The sequence below is a fragment of the Methylobacterium sp. NEAU K genome (assembly GCF_030700285.1).
GTDB lineage: Bacteria > Pseudomonadota > Alphaproteobacteria > Rhizobiales > Beijerinckiaceae > Methylobacterium.
Genome location: NZ_JAUYZJ010000018.1, coordinates 37,018 through 50,178 on the forward strand (window position 1 = coordinate 37,018; position 13,161 = coordinate 50,178).

The 13,161-nt window shown below is 73.0% G+C and carries 12 protein-coding genes; 4 read left to right on the top strand and 8 right to left on the bottom strand.

Translation table 11 applies throughout. The features are described 5' to 3' along the window. Positions 1 to 125 precede the first annotated feature (125 nt). Complete coding sequence (locus Q8W67_RS15610) at positions 126 to 1,163, top strand: ornithine cyclodeaminase (RefSeq protein ID WP_305547211.1); 1,038 nt, start codon at positions 126 to 128, stop codon at positions 1,161 to 1,163. On the opposite strand, the gene Q8W67_RS15615 is transcribed toward Q8W67_RS15610, so the two are convergent. Both Q8W67_RS15615 and Q8W67_RS15620 read right to left on the bottom strand, forming a co-directional pair. After that, positions 1,164 to 2,381 carry an FAD-dependent oxidoreductase gene (locus Q8W67_RS15615; RefSeq protein WP_305547081.1) on the bottom strand — a complete coding sequence of 406 codons (1,218 nt, stop codon included), beginning with the start codon at positions 2,379 to 2,381 and terminating at the stop codon, positions 1,164 to 1,166. A gap of 22 nt (positions 2,382 to 2,403) precedes the next feature. Then, positions 2,404 to 2,901, bottom strand: a complete 498-nt coding sequence (locus Q8W67_RS15620; protein ID WP_305547083.1) for a CinA family protein — start codon at positions 2,899 to 2,901, stop codon at positions 2,404 to 2,406. 103 nt (positions 2,902 to 3,004) lie between these two features. Between Q8W67_RS15620 and Q8W67_RS15625 the strand changes: the two genes are divergently transcribed. After that, positions 3,005 to 3,403, top strand: coding sequence for an MAPEG family protein (locus Q8W67_RS15625; RefSeq protein ID WP_305547085.1), 399 nt, complete (start codon positions 3,005 to 3,007; stop codon positions 3,401 to 3,403). Positions 3,404 to 3,525: 122 nt separating this feature from the next. Here the strand turns inward: Q8W67_RS15625 and Q8W67_RS15630 are convergent, their stop codons facing one another. Further along, the gene (locus tag Q8W67_RS15630; protein WP_305547087.1) at positions 3,526 to 7,002 is read right to left on the bottom strand and encodes a YhaN family protein; all 3,477 of its coding nucleotides are present in this window, start codon (positions 7,000 to 7,002) and stop codon (positions 3,526 to 3,528) included. Positions 7,003 to 7,012: 10 nt separating this feature from the next. Beyond that, entirely contained in the window at positions 7,013 to 8,251 is a 1,239-nt protein-coding gene (locus Q8W67_RS15635; RefSeq protein ID WP_305547089.1) for a DNA repair exonuclease, read from the bottom strand. Between the two features lie 212 nt (positions 8,252 to 8,463). Here Q8W67_RS15635 and Q8W67_RS15640 point away from each other — a divergent pair, with 212 nt between their 5' ends. Beyond that, positions 8,464 to 9,234, top strand: coding sequence for an endonuclease/exonuclease/phosphatase family protein (locus Q8W67_RS15640; protein WP_305547091.1), 771 nt, complete (start codon positions 8,464 to 8,466; stop codon positions 9,232 to 9,234). Here the strand turns inward: Q8W67_RS15640 and Q8W67_RS15645 are convergent. The 4 genes from Q8W67_RS15645 to Q8W67_RS15660 form a co-directional block, all read right to left on the bottom strand. Next, on the bottom strand, positions 9,167 to 10,603 hold the full coding sequence (locus tag Q8W67_RS15645; protein WP_305547093.1) for a phospholipase D-like domain-containing protein: 1,437 nt from the start codon (positions 10,601 to 10,603) through the stop codon (positions 9,167 to 9,169). The genes Q8W67_RS15640 and Q8W67_RS15645 overlap by 68 nt on opposite strands. An 80-nt stretch (positions 10,604 to 10,683) precedes the next feature. Beyond that, entirely contained in the window at positions 10,684 to 10,983 is a 300-nt protein-coding gene (locus Q8W67_RS15650) for a hypothetical protein (protein ID WP_305547095.1), read from the bottom strand. Between the two features lie 121 nt (positions 10,984 to 11,104). After that, a complete protein-coding gene (locus Q8W67_RS15655; RefSeq protein ID WP_305547097.1) occupies positions 11,105 to 11,911 on the bottom strand; it encodes an enoyl-CoA hydratase in 807 nt (268 codons plus the stop codon). Between the two features lie 90 nt (positions 11,912 to 12,001). Continuing rightward, on the bottom strand, positions 12,002 to 12,454 hold the full coding sequence (locus Q8W67_RS15660; RefSeq protein ID WP_305547098.1) for an AMP-dependent synthetase: 453 nt from the start codon (positions 12,452 to 12,454) through the stop codon (positions 12,002 to 12,004). 303 nt (positions 12,455 to 12,757) lie between these two features. On the opposite strand from Q8W67_RS15660, the gene Q8W67_RS15665 reads away from it, so the two are divergent. Beyond that, positions 12,758 to 13,159, top strand: a complete 402-nt coding sequence (locus Q8W67_RS15665) for a hypothetical protein (RefSeq protein WP_305547100.1) — start codon at positions 12,758 to 12,760, stop codon at positions 13,157 to 13,159. Positions 13,160 to 13,161: the final 2 nt, after the last annotated feature.

Genomic DNA, 13,161 nt, shown 5'->3' on the forward strand with positions numbered 1-13,161 from the left:
ATCGGCACTCTGAGCGGCAGAGCTTATCAGACTGCGCGACCCGGTGCCCGGAATGATCACTTCTCGGGCTCAACACCGCCATCCGTCCCGGGTCACGCTGCGGGATCGAAAAGCGAGGGCGGGAGATCGACGTGGTGCGCTACATCGGCACGGCTGAGATGGCGGCGCTGGTCGGGCGCGAGGGGCCGGAGGCATTCCTGATCCGGCTCGCCGGCTATCTGCGCGCCGATTTCCGGCGCTGGACGGCGTTCGACCGGGCACCGCGGCTGGCCACGCTGTCGCCGCTCGGCGTGATCGAGCTGATGCCGGTCTCGGATGCGGGGACCTACGCGTTCAAGTTCGTCAACGGGCATCCCGGCAACCCGCGGACCGGCAGGCTCACGGTGGCGGCCTTCGGGGTGCTGGCCGATGTCGCCACCGGCTACCCGCTCCTCGTCTCCGAGATGACCCTGCTGACGGCCCTGCGCACCGCCGCGACCTCGGCCCTGGCGGCCTCGGCGCTGGCCCGTCCCGGCAGCCGCACGCTCGCGCTGATCGGCACCGGAGCGCAGGCCGAGTTCCAGGCGCTGGCCTTTAAGGCCGTCAACGGCATCGAGGCGGTGCGGCTCTTCGACGTGGATGCCGGCGCCATGGCCAAGGCTCGGGCGAACCTGGAGGGCCGGGGGCTCTCCGTCACCTGCGCGAAGTCCGTGGCGGACGCGGTGCGCGGCGCCGACATCGTCACCACCGCCACCGCCGACAAGGCGCGCGCCAAGATCCTCACCCCCGACCTGATCGAGCCCGGTCAGCACCTCAACGCCATCGGGGGCGATTGCCCGGGCAAGACCGAGCTGCATGTCGACATCCTGCGGTCCGCTGCCGTGTTCGTGGAATACGAGCCGCAGACCCGGATCGAGGGCGAGATCCAGCAGATGCCGGCAGATTTCCCCGTGACCGAGCTGTGGCGGGTGATCGCCGGCGAGACGCCGGGCCGCACCGGGCCGGATCAGGTGACGGTGTTCGACTCGGTCGGCTTCGCCCTCGAAGACTTCTCGGCGTTGCGCTGCGTGCGCGACCTTGCGGGTCCGGGTCCCGAACTCGATCTGGTCCCGGACCTGGACGACCCGAAGGATCTGTTCGGCGCGATGCTCGGGCGGGGCAGGGCGCTCGACCGGGCCGCCTGATCAGGCGCGAGCCGGCATGCGGACATGCTCCGGCCGCACGCCCATCCCGATCATCCGGGCGGGCAGGGCCTGGAGCATCGGCAGCCTGTCGAGCATCCGCAGGGCGAGCGGTGCCCGGAACGGCGCGTCGGCCTCGAGGGACGCGGCGATGACCCGGGACTGGATCACGCGCTGCAGCCCCTGCGTCACCCGCACCGGAAACATCCGCCGGGCCTGGACGCGGGCGAGATCGGCCTCGGCGAGGCGGCCGGCCCGGAGGGGTTCGACCAGGATGTTGGCCGCCGCGACCGCATCCTGGATCGCGAGGTTGATGCCGACCCCGCCCACCGGCGACATCGCGTGCGCGGCATCCCCGATACAGAGCAGCCCCGGCCGGTGCCAGCGCTCCAGCCGGTCGACCGTGACGGTCAGGAGCTTCACCGCGTCCCAGTCGGCGATCTCGCCGGTGCGGTCGGCCAGGAACGGCGCGATCTCGCCGACCGCAGCCCGGAAGGCCGGAAGGCCCTTCGCGCGGATCGCCGTGTCGCCGCCCTTCGGTACCACGTAGGCGCATTGCCAGGTGTCGCCCCGGTCGAGGGTGATCAGGATGCGCCCCGGGCCGAACCGCCCGGCCGCCGCCTCCGGATCGCCGTCCCGCCGCGGGAGTCGGAACCACATCACGTCGATCGGGGCCCCGAAGGTGCGGGGCGCGAAGCCCGCCTGCGCGCGCATGAGCGAGTGGCGCCCGTCCGCGCAGAGCACGAGGTCGGAGCGGATTTCCAGCGGCCCGTCCGGTCCCTCCGCCCGCACGCCCACCACCCGGCCATCCGCCTCAATGAGACCGCGCGCCTCGGTACGGCGGATCAGCCGGAACTCTGGATACTGCCCGGCCTCACGGGCCAAAAAGTCCAGAAAATCCCATTGCGGCATGAAGGACAGGAAGCGGTTGCGGGTCGGTAGCCGGCTGAAATCGGCGACCCGGTAGCTCCGTCCCGCAACGACGCCGGAGAAGGTCTCCACCCGGCGCTGGGGCAGGGCACGGAAGCGCTCGGAAAACCCCAGCTCGTCCATCAGATCCAGGGTGGAGGGGTGGATCGTGTCGCCGCGGAAATCGCGCAGGAAATCCGCGTGCTTCTCCAGCACGGTCACGGCGATCCCGGCGCGGGCGAAGAGCAGGCCGGCCATCATGCCGGCCGGTCCGCCGCCGACGACGCAGAGCCGGGTCGTCACCGTGTCCATCGATCGCCTCCGTGCCGGCCGGTCAGTCCGCGAGCGCCCCTTCGAGGAGGCCGATGGCGTCCGCGACGGCGGCGCGACGGATGCCCGCGCGCCCGAGGTCGCCGTAGCGCCGCTCCAGGTGGCGCCGACCGCCGTCCCGCAGGGCCAACCCGAAATGCACGAGCCCGACGGGCTTCTCCGCGCTGCCGCCACCGGGCCCGGCGACGCCGGTGATCGCCACTGCGACCGTGGCGTGCGACGCCGCCAGCGCCCCAGAGGCCATCGCCCGCGCCACCGCTTCGCTGACCGCGCCCTGCGTGCGGATCAGCTCCATCGGCACGCCGATAGCTTCCGCCTTGGCGGCGTTCGAGTAAGTGACGAACCCCCGTTCGACCACGGTCGAGGAGCCCGGAACCGCCGTGAGCAGCCCCGCCACGAGGCCGCCCGTGCACGATTCCGCGGTGGCGATCATGTGCCCGGCTGCCGCGTAGGCGGCGATCAGCGCCTCGGCGCGCCCGAGAAGCTCCGTGTCGTCGATCATGGCGAACAGGCTCCCTCGGGGCCGGAGCGCCCTATCTCGCCTTGTGACGCAAGGCCGGGTCCGGCTCAAGGACCGGCAGCCCCCGACAGGAGAGACCGCGCCGATGATGTTTCCCGCGACCACGGCCTTCTACGCCGCGCTGCTCGCCCTCCTTTATCTGGGCCTTTCGGGATGGGTCATGGCGAGCCGGGTCTCCGGCAACGTCCTGGTGGGTGACGGCGGCGACGATGTCCTGCTCAAGCGCGTCCGCTCGCACGCCAATTTCTCGGAATACGTGCCGCTGGCGCTGATCCTCGTGGGCCTGCTGGAAGCCGGGGGCGCCGGCCATGGGCTTGTGCAGGGTCTTCTGCTCGCCCTGCTGGTCGGCCGCATCCTGCATCCGGTCGGCATGTTCGCGCCGCCGAACTCCCCGCGCCAGTACGCCTGCCGGGGCGGCGGCATCCTGCTGACCATGGCGACGCTGGGCATCGCGGCGATCGCGCTTCTCCTGCGGGCGGCTTGACGACGGAGAGGGTGCTCCGGCGCTGAGCGCCGTTGGACGGGACGGGCTTCCTCTGACCAGGCGCCGCGCTCAGGACGGACACGATCCGAGCCTTCGACGCGCCCGCGTGGGCGGCGCGTCTCTCAGAGTTCCAGCACGTCCACGGCCGCGCCGAGGCGGTCGCGGGCGATGTCGGCGACGTGGCGGTGGTGGGTGAACAGGATCGGCTGGACGCTGGCACCGATCTCCGCCAGCGCATCCAGGCCGTAGCCGGTACGGGCCTCGTCGAAGGTCGAGAACAGGTCGTCGCCGATGAACGGCGCCGGCTCGGCGCGCCCGGCGTAATCCTCCAGGTAGGCGAGCCGTAGGGCGAGGTAGAGCTGATCGCGGGTGCCCTCGCTCAGCGCCTCGATCCCGACCAGGCCGCCGCCCGCGCGCTGCCCGGCAAGCTTCGGGGTGTCGGCCTCGTCGTAGGTCTGGGCGAGGCCCGAGAAGGCGCCGCCGGTGAGAGCCCGGAACAGGGCGCCGGCCCTCGCCACAAGCGGATCCTGCTGGCCCGCCCGGTGCCGGGCAACGGCCTGCCCGAGCATCAGCCCGGCCAGCCGCAGCACCGCCCAGGAGCGGGATGCCGCCTGCAGGTCCGCTTCGGCGGCCTTGCGCTCGGCCAGCGCCAGCTCGGCGCCGGAGCCACCCTCCAGCTCCGCCCGGCGGCGCTCGGCGCGGTCGCGGTCGGCGAAGATGACTTGCCCGCGCTCGGCCTGTTCCTCGGCCTCCATGGCGAGCCGGGCCAGCTCCGCCTCGACCGCCTCCGGGGGAAGCGCGTCGAGCCCGCTTCGCAGCTCGGCTTCGGGCAATCCATCGGCGGCCCCGGCGAGGCTGCCGCGCAGCCGAAGCAGCTCGGCGCGGAGCATCGCCCGGGCCTTGAGCCGGCCGAACAGGGCCTCGATCTCGGGGGTCGGCGCCTCGGAGAGACCCGGCATCGCCTCGGCGACCTGCCGGGTCAGGTCCGCGCGGGCGGCGTCGCGCAGCCCCGCGGCGGCACGCAGGGCGGTCTCGGCCTCTTCCAGGCGGCGGTTCAGCTCGGCGCGCCGGGCCTCCCGGGCCTGGGCGGCGACGAGGCGGGCGTGCAACGTGCGGATCGCGCCGGTGGGCGATGTGCCCGCGAGGTCCGGCGCCAGGGCGTCGACGAGGTTCGCCGCGCCGACCCGGAAGCCCTCCATGTCGCGGCGGAGACCGGCCGCCCGCCGGTGCAGGTCGGCCCGCACCGCGAGCCGGTCGGGCACCGTGCGCCACGCCTCCAGCGCGCCCTCCGCCTCCTCGGGCCGGGCGCTGGCGTCGAGGCCCAGAGGCAGCAGCGCCTCCGCCCATTCGGATCGCCACGCGGCCCGGCGCGAACCGGCCTCGGCCAGGGCGAGCTCCAGCCTCTCCGTGGTCGCGGTGGCGGCTCGCAGCAGGCCGCCGGTCTCCAGATTCGCCTCCCAGCGGCTCGCCAGGGTGGCGACGCGCGCCTCCAGCCGTTCGAGCGTCGGGCCGATCTCGAAATCCGGCCCCGCATCGAGCCCGGCGCGGGCGCAGAGATCGGCGAGCGGCGCCCTGGCGGCCTCGATCCGCGCCCCCAGCCTGTCCCGCTCGATCCGCTGCTCGGCCAGCCGCTGCTCGGCCTCGATCAGGCTCTCGGTCTCGGCGAGCCAAGCCGCCATCTCGGCCGGGGGCCCGGGGACGATGCCGGCGGGCTGCCAGGCCTCGCGCCATGCCGCCTCGCCTTCGGCGATCTCCCCGGCGAGCCCGGCCAGGATAGCCTCGGCCGCAGCGACGGCGGCCTCTTCGGCGGCGAGGCGCTCCAGATCGGCCGCATGGGCCGCGACCCGGGCGGCATCAGTGGCGCGCTCGTCGGCGAGGCGGTCCGCCTCCAGGAGCGCCCGCTCGTAGGCGGCGATCTCGGCGAGCCCGGCGGGCCGCCCGGCGGCGAGGGCGTCGCGCAGGGACGCGAAGGCCGCGTCGCGGGAGGCGCGCAATCCGTCGAGCCGCTCCCTCGTGGCGATCGGCCGTCCGGCCTCGCGCTCGCGCAGGCGGTCCCGGGTGGCGGCGGCCTGCCGGAAGGCGGCGTCGCGCCGGTCGGCCGCGCGCTCGTGCTCGCGGCTCTTGGCGTCGAGGCGGGTCCGGTAGCGCGACACCGTCTCGGGGGCGGGCAGGGGGGTGCGGGCGAGGTTCGCGGTGTCGGCGACAGGCGGCGACAGCCGTCCGGCCTGATTGCGCAGCAGCCCCGTCTCCCGGCGGATCGCGGAATCGAGGGCCTCGTGGGTGGCGATGCGCTCGTGCAGCCTCGCGAGCGGCTTCAACGCCTCGCGCAGCGGCGTGGGATCGCGGGCGGCGTCGGCCGCATCGACCTCCCGAGCCCGCAGGTCGCGCTCGGCCCGGGCGGCGGCGAGGTCGCGGGCGAGTTGCTCCTCGGCGGCCGCCAGGGTCCGGCCGTCGCGGATCAGCCGGTCGATCCGGGCGCGGGCGGCGTCCGTGGGCTGGCCGATCTCGAGCGCGGCGAGGTCCGGGGCGCCGATCCGGGCGCGCAGCCGCTCCAGGTCGAGCCCGACCTTGTGGGCGTCGCCCTCGATCCGGGGCAGGTCGGTGCCGCCCTTCTCGAACTCCTTGGTGCCGCTGAAGGCGGCGAGGATCTCGTCCGCCCGTAGGAGCAGCGCCGGCTCCACCGGCACGGCTTCGGCCTCAGTGCGCGCCCGGGCCAGGACCGAATCCGCCCGCGCCGCCTCGGCTTCCGCGGCGCGGCAGCGTTCGAGGGCTGCCGCGAGGCGCTCGATCCAGGCGGAATCCGCCTCGACGAGCCCGTCATCGGCGGCGATCCGGCGTTCCAGGGCGTCGATCTCGGCGACGATCGGCCGGGCGCGCTTGAACCGTTCCAGGCGGGCGCGCTCGGTCGCCACGCGCTCACGCTCGACCCGGAGCGCGTCGAGTTGAGCGGCCGCGGCCGCGATCTCCTCGTTCAGGGCGCGCCAGTCCCCGGCGCGCAGGCCCTTCTCGCGGATCGCCTTGCGGGCGCTCTCGTGCCTCTCCAGCGCCTGGTAGAAGGTCCTGTGCTTGGCCTGGCGCGGCGCGAAGATGGCCTCGGCCTCCGTGTCGAGCTCGGATTGCAGCTCCGTGAGGCCGCGCAGGCCCGAACCCGCCGCGAACAGGCTGGCGCCGACCTCGCCCTCGACGTCGACCATCTCGCGCCCCCCCGCCCGCAGGCTCACCGCATCGAGGCCGAAGGCGCGGCAGAACACCGTCCGGGAGATGCCGCCGAGAAACGGCGCCAGCACGTCGTCCTGCAGGGGGGCCTCGTCGGCGTCGATCAGCGTCCGGCTGTTGCCCTTCCGGCGGCGGAACGACAGACGCCTTCCGTCGGCGCCCTCCACCTCGGCGCCGAGGCGCAGAAGTGGCATGTCGTGCAGGAAGGCGTAGCGGGTGGTCTTCTCGAACCCGAACAGCAGGTCCGTGACCGCCGCCAGCGCGGTGCTCTTGCCGGCCTCGTTCGCGCCCAGCACCACGTGCAGGCGCGCATCGGGCCGGAAGGTCACGGTCCGGTCCGTGAAAGCGCCGTAGCGCTCCAGGGCGAGGCGGATCAGCCGCATGGCGCGCCACTCAGCAATGCCGGCCGCCGAGGCGGCCGAGGATCAGCGCCTCGGCCTCGGCGCAGAGGGCGTCGAACTCGGCCTCCAGATCCGCCTCCGCGGCGGCGGTGGCGGGCATCCGGGCCTCGATCTCGGCGAGCGCGGCCCGGGCGCGGGTCCGGAACTCCGGATCGCGGTCGAGGTCGGCGAGCAGGGCGGCGGGGTCGATCGCCGCCCCGGACGGAATCGCGGCGGCGCGGGGGCGGCGGGTCTCGATCTTGAGGCGCTCCAGCCAGATATCCTCGTGCAGCCGGTGCGCGGCGGCCTGGATCTCGGCGGTGAGGTTCTCGCGGTCGGCCGAGAGTGCGTCGTGGGCCGGCGTGGTGCCGGTGAGGTGGACGCGCACCAGCACGAGGCGACGGGCTGCCACCGATGCCAGCGGCCGCAGCGCCGCCTCCACGACGTCGAGGGCGGCGCGGGTGTCATCCGCGTCGGCCAGGTCGACCGAGACCTGCTCGAAGCGGGCCCGGTCGAGGGGGAAGCGGCTGACGCCGGTCACCCGCCCGTCGGCCACCTCGACCAGGACCGCACCCTTCTCGCCGCATTCGCGCACGCTCCGACCCTGGATGTTGCCGGGGAACACGATCCAGGGATCCCGGGACAGCTCGGCGTATTCGTGGATGTGGCCGAGGGCCCAGTAATCGTAGCCCCGGCCGACCAGGTCGGCGACCGAGCAGGGGGCGTAGGTCTCGTGGGCCGCGTGGCCGGTGCAGGAGGTGTGGAGCACGCCGAGGTTGAACCAGCCCGGCAGGGCGGCCGGGTAGGTCAGCGACAGGTTCTCCTCCACGGCCCTGCCCTGGAAGCTGCGGCCGTGCACCGCGACCCGCAAGGCCTCGAGGCGCAGGGTGCCGGCGCGGGCGGCCGGGAATACGTGCACCGAGGCCGGCAGGGTGATCGCGCGGGTGATCACGCTCTCGGCGTCGTGGTTGCCGCGCACCAGGATCGTCGGGATGCCGGCCCGGTCGAGCCGCGCCACCTGCCGGGCGAAGAACAGCCCGATCGTGTTGTCCGCCCAGTCGCCGTCATAGACGTCGCCCGCCACGACCACGAAGGCGACCGCGCGCTCGATCGCCTGGGTGACGAGATCCTCGAAGGCCTGCCGCCCGGCCGTGGCGAGGCGGCGGGCGAGTTCCGCGTCGCGCGTGGCCAGGCCCGACAGCGGACTGCCGAGATGCAGGTCCGCCGCATGGATGAAGCTGAAGCCCGTCATCGGCCTCCGAGGGAGCGATCGGTGAAATGGCGCGACACGCACCGGGCGGACCGGGGTCTTAGGCCGCCGGGGCGTCCTGCCTCAAGCGCCGTCGGCGGATCGCTGCACAGGTACGATCACCGGGTGACGATCGAAGCGAACGCTCCGGCCCCGGGCGCGTTGAAGCGCGGCGGTGGCGGGCGTGCCCCCCGTTGAGGTACGAGTCCGGCCCGATGAACAGTGCTGCACATCCCGCCCGGTCCGGCCTCGCCCCGGTCCCGGCGCATCCGATCCGGCCGGCGGATCGCGGGCGGACGCCCTACAAGATCGTGAGCTGGAACCTGCTTCGGCGCACCGGCGCGGCGGTGGACGACGTAGCCGCGCTCGTGAGGCAGGAGCAGCCCGACCTGCTGCTGATGCAGGAGGCGACCCGCGGCATCGGGTTCCTGCGGGAGCGGGTCGGCGGCCACTATGCCTGGGCGCCGCTGCCGGGGCGGATCCACGGGCTGGCCATGTGGAGCCCGAAGCCCTGGCAGACGCCGCCGCGGGTGATCGCGCTGCCCTCCGGCGCCCTGGTGCACCGGGTCTGCCAGGTGCTCGATCTGGGCGATTTCGGCGTGGCCAACGTCCACCTGTCGCACGGGCAGATGCTGAACCGCCGCCAGCTGCGCCGGATCGTCAGCGAGCTGCCGCCGCGCGCCGCGGTGCTGGGCGACTACAACATCGTCGGCCCCGCCCTGATCCCGGGCTTCCGCGATGTCGGCCCCCGCCAGCCGACCCACGCCATGGTCGAGGTGCTGCCGCTGCGGCTCGACCGCTGCCTCGCCCGGGGCCTCGTCTGCCACGAGCACGCTGTGCTGCCGCGCGGCCCCTCCGATCACCGGCCGATCGTCGTCCATCTCGGGCCGGCGTCCGAGGCGCACGCGCCCGGCCGCTTCAAAGGTATGGCAGCAGCAGTCGCACGCCTGCGTCGCGCAGACGGACCGGCAGGGACCGCGCGCTGAGATCATCCAGGTTCAGGCGCGCCTCCATCTTGCCGCGCATGAACGCGTCGATCTGGGCCGCGAGGTCCGGGTCGATGATCTCGACGTTCAGCTCGAAGTTGAGCCGGAAGCTGCGCATGTCCCAGTTCGCGCTGCCGACGAAACACCACACGTCGTCGACCACCATCGCCTTCGAGTGGTCGAAGGGCGGCTCGTCGAGCCAGACCCGCACCCCGGCCCGGAGCAGCGATTCGAGATGCGCCCGGGTGGCCCAGTCGATGAACGGGTGATCGCTCGTCCGCGGGATGATCAGGTCCACCGTGATGCCGCGGATCGCGGCCTGCGCCAGGGCCCCGGTCACCAGCTCGTCGGGCAGGAAGTAGGGTGTCACGAACCGGACCGTCTGGCGCGCGCAGGCGAGCGCCTGGAGGATGACCTGCTCGATCTTCTCCACGTCCGCGTCCGGGCCCGAGGTGACGGCCCGCGCGACGATGTTCCCGACCGGCTCCAGATCGGCGAACCAAGGCTCGGCATCCAGGATCTCGCCGTCGACGAAGGCCCAATCCGCCGCGAAGGCGGCGGCCAGCTGCTCGACCACCGGTCCCCGGAGCCGGAAATGCGTGTCGCGGATCGGGTGCTCGGGCTTCAAGGCGACGCGGTTCGGCTGCGAGATGTTGAGGCCGCCCGTGAAGGCGATGCACCCATCGATGATCAGCAGCTTCTTGTGCGAGCGCAGGTTGAGGAAGGGCATCCGCCAGGGCAGGGCGGAGTGCATGAACAGCGCCACCGGCACCCCGAGGTCCGTCAGGCGACGATAGACGGGCGCGCGGAAATAGCCCCCTCCGATGCCGTCGATGATGACGCGGACCTTCACGCCGCGCGCCTTGGCCTCCGCCAGAGCGTCGCAGAATTCGCGGCCGGTGGGATCGTCGCGGAAGATGTAGCTGGACAGTCCGATGCTGGCCTGGGCCTCGCGGATCGCCGCCAGCATGACCGGATAGGCCGCGTCGCCGTTGCGGAACATCCGCACGTCGTTGCCCGAGAAGGCCGGGAGGCCGGTGATGCGCCGGATCGCCCGGTCCAGGGGCCAGAGTGCCTCCGGCACCACGGCATCATCGAAGTCCGGAAGCTGCGTCGCGTCGGAGGGCTTCGTCCGCAGCCTTCGGGCGCGGCGCGAGACGCGGTTGATGCCGAAGATCAGATAGAGGGCCGTGCCGAAGATCGGCGACAGCCAGGCGAGTCCGATCCACCCGACCGCGACGCTGACCCGGCGCTTGCGCAGCAGGGCGTGCAGGGTGACCCCGACCGCCAGCACGAAGCCGATGAGCGCCACGACATCCGCCCGCAGCAGGGCGGTCGACTGAACCCATCGATACAGCGCGTCTTCCAAGATCTCGGCATCCGGTTCGCGTCAGACGGCGCCGGATATACCTGAAGGCAGCGTCGGGGCGCGGATTTAATCCGTCTTCTTCACGGGATACGCGACGGATCCGCGGCACCGATGGGCCGCGCGCAGCGATAGGGGCCGCTGCCGTCCAGTGCCCCGTACAGGACGCGGCCGCCGGACGCGATGCAGCGCGCCTTGGCCTCGGCGTAGGGCCGGTGAAAGCTCCAGATCGTGATCATCGGCCCGACCGTCGCGAGGCAGATGCCGGCGAACAGCAGGGATGCGGCCCAGGTCGCACCGTCCCGCTGCGGGCGCGGCGGCCGGGGCGGCGGCATCGCACCGACGAATGCCAGCGTCAGACCGAACAGGTCGATGGTGCTCATCAGCCGTTCCGCATTGAGGCGCCGAGCCCGGTAGGACCGGGAGATCCTTAATCCTAGGGCAGCGGGGCGCCATAACCTACGCGAAGCGGGCCAAGGCGCCCTGCGTCGTATCGCGCCTGGGTCACGGCTCCCAGCGGGGCGGCCGCTTGCCCAGGAACGCATCGATGCCCTCCTGCGCGTCGGCCATCATCATGTTCCGGGTCATGACCTCGGCGGTGTATCCGTAGGCCTCCTCCAGGCCCATCTCGATCTGCCGGCCGAACGCCTCCTTGCCGATCGCCAGCACGCGCCGGGCCTTCGAGGCGATCCGGGCGGCGAGGGCGGAGACCGCACCGTCGAGCGCGCTGGCGGGCACGACGCGGTTGACGAGGCCGATGCGCAGCGCCTCGGGCGCGTCGATCGGCTCGCCGACGAGCAGCATCTCCAGGGCGGCCTTGCGCGGGACGGCGCGCGACAGGGCGACCATCGGGGTCGAGCAGAACAGGCCGATCTGCACGCCCGGCGTGGCGAAGCGGGCATCCTCGGCGCAGATCGCGAGGTCGCAAGTGGCGACGAGCTGGCAACCGGCCGCTGTGGCGATGCCGTGGACCTGGGCGATCACCGGCTGCGGCAGGCGTGCGATGCTCAGCATCAGGCGGGCACAGGTGCGGAACACAGCCTCGGTTGCTCCCCGGGAGGGATCAGCGCGCATCTCCTTGAGGTCGTGGCCGGCGCAGAAGGCGGGGCCGGCGCCGCGCAGGACCACGACGCGCACGCCGGGGTCCTGACGAATCGCGTCCAGCGCCTCCTGGAGCGCACCCATCAGCGCCATCGACAGGGCGTTGCGCGCCTGCGGGCGGTTCAGCGTCAGGATCGCGACGCCATCGGCATCGTGGCGCAGCAGGACGGGCGCTTCGGCGGGACTTGAGGCGGACAGGACTGCGGACATGCTGGCGTCTCCCGGTGGCGGCCCCGTATTCGTGCGGGGCCAGTCTCGGAGCGAGACGCTAGCACAGCGACGGAGGTGGGTACGCCACCCTCATGCCTGCTCGGCCAGGGCGAAGTCGAGACTCGCGAAGTCGGCGCCCGGCCCGTTCCACCACACCGCGGGGTAGGTCGCGAGCCGGCCCATCACGCCGGCATAGGCATCGGACAGCGCGGTATCGACGATCGCCAGCCCGGCGCCCGACAGGGCAAGGCTGTCGGCGAGGGCTGCGCCACGCCGGTTGCCGTCGAGGCAGGCGACGCGGATCCCGATTCGGGTGAGGCCGAGGCGGATCCCCTCGGCCTGTCCGAGGTCCCGCACCAGCAGGGCGACCGCGTCGCCGGCCCGCAGGCCTTCGCCGCAGGCCCAGCGCGCGACGCGGTGCGGGCAGATCGGCGCGGCGGGCGCGCCCTGGACGGCGCGCGGGTCGTAGGGAGCAGGGCCGGCGGCCCCGCGGAAGCGCCGGTCGGGGTCGCGCGGCGCCGGGGCCGGCACCGGGGCGGACATGTCTGCGGCAGAGGAGTTCACGCCTAGCATACGCTGCGAACCGCCTGGATCTGGATAAACGGTGGACTTGGCGTGACGCGGGCAGGTTAACACTCTGTCTCACGATCGCTCACCATCGGAACACTGGCCCGCTTTCAGGCCTCCGGAGGCCCGGGACTGCGCCTATGCCGAATAGGTCGTGAACGGCGAACAGCACTTTGCATGCAACTTCGGTCGCATTGGCGGCCGCAACGGGCCGGCCTATGTCCCGCCTGCCCGAGGCGACCCGCGAGAGGTCGCCCATCATTGAGGAAACGAAAACCCATGCGCCACGTCGCACCCTTCGCCGCCCTGATGCTCGCGGCCCTGCCGGCGCAGGCGCAGATCCGGAACGCGCCGGCGCCCCGCACCCTCGAATTCGCCGCCTACATCTTCGCCGCCTCGAACGTCTGCGGCTACCGGATCGGCACGGACGCGTTCGAGGCCCTGCTGGCGAAGCAGAACGTGCGGATCGACGACGTCCAGCCGCGCGGACCGTTCGGCAACCGCGTGCAGACGATGTTCACGCTCATGTCGAACCAGATGGCCGTCGATCGCGATCAGGCCTGCCTCGCGGTCGCGGGCGAGTACGGGCCGGAGGGCACGGTCGCACGCAATGTCCTCCTGCCGGCGGGCGCGAATCCGGCAGCCCCCGCCCCGGCGGAACCCGCCAAGCCGGCGCAGTGACG

What these genes read in the sequence shown, in the direction of transcription:
- Q8W67_RS15615 (WP_305547081.1), bottom strand. Translation starts at nt 2,381, where the DNA reads ATGGACACGGTGACGACCCGGCTCTGCGTCGTCGGCGGCGGACCGGCC.
- Q8W67_RS15620 (WP_305547083.1), bottom strand. Translation starts at nt 2,901, where the DNA reads ATGATCGACGACACGGAGCTTCTCGGGCGCGCCGAGGCGCTGATCGCC.
- Q8W67_RS15625 (WP_305547085.1), top strand. Translation starts at nt 3,005, where the DNA reads ATGATGTTTCCCGCGACCACGGCCTTCTACGCCGCGCTGCTCGCCCTC.
- Q8W67_RS15630 (WP_305547087.1), bottom strand. Translation starts at nt 7,002, where the DNA reads ATGCGGCTGATCCGCCTCGCCCTGGAGCGCTACGGCGCTTTCACGGAC.
- Q8W67_RS15635 (WP_305547089.1), bottom strand. Translation starts at nt 8,251, where the DNA reads ATGACGGGCTTCAGCTTCATCCATGCGGCGGACCTGCATCTCGGCAGT.
- Q8W67_RS15640 (WP_305547091.1), top strand. Translation starts at nt 8,464, where the DNA reads ATGAACAGTGCTGCACATCCCGCCCGGTCCGGCCTCGCCCCGGTCCCG.
- Q8W67_RS15650 (WP_305547095.1), bottom strand. Translation starts at nt 10,983, where the DNA reads ATGAGCACCATCGACCTGTTCGGTCTGACGCTGGCATTCGTCGGTGCG.
- Q8W67_RS15655 (WP_305547097.1), bottom strand. Translation starts at nt 11,911, where the DNA reads ATGTCCGCAGTCCTGTCCGCCTCAAGTCCCGCCGAAGCGCCCGTCCTG.
- Q8W67_RS15660 (WP_305547098.1), bottom strand. Translation starts at nt 12,454, where the DNA reads ATGTCCGCCCCGGTGCCGGCCCCGGCGCCGCGCGACCCCGACCGGCGC.
- Q8W67_RS15665 (WP_305547100.1), top strand. Translation starts at nt 12,758, where the DNA reads ATGCGCCACGTCGCACCCTTCGCCGCCCTGATGCTCGCGGCCCTGCCG.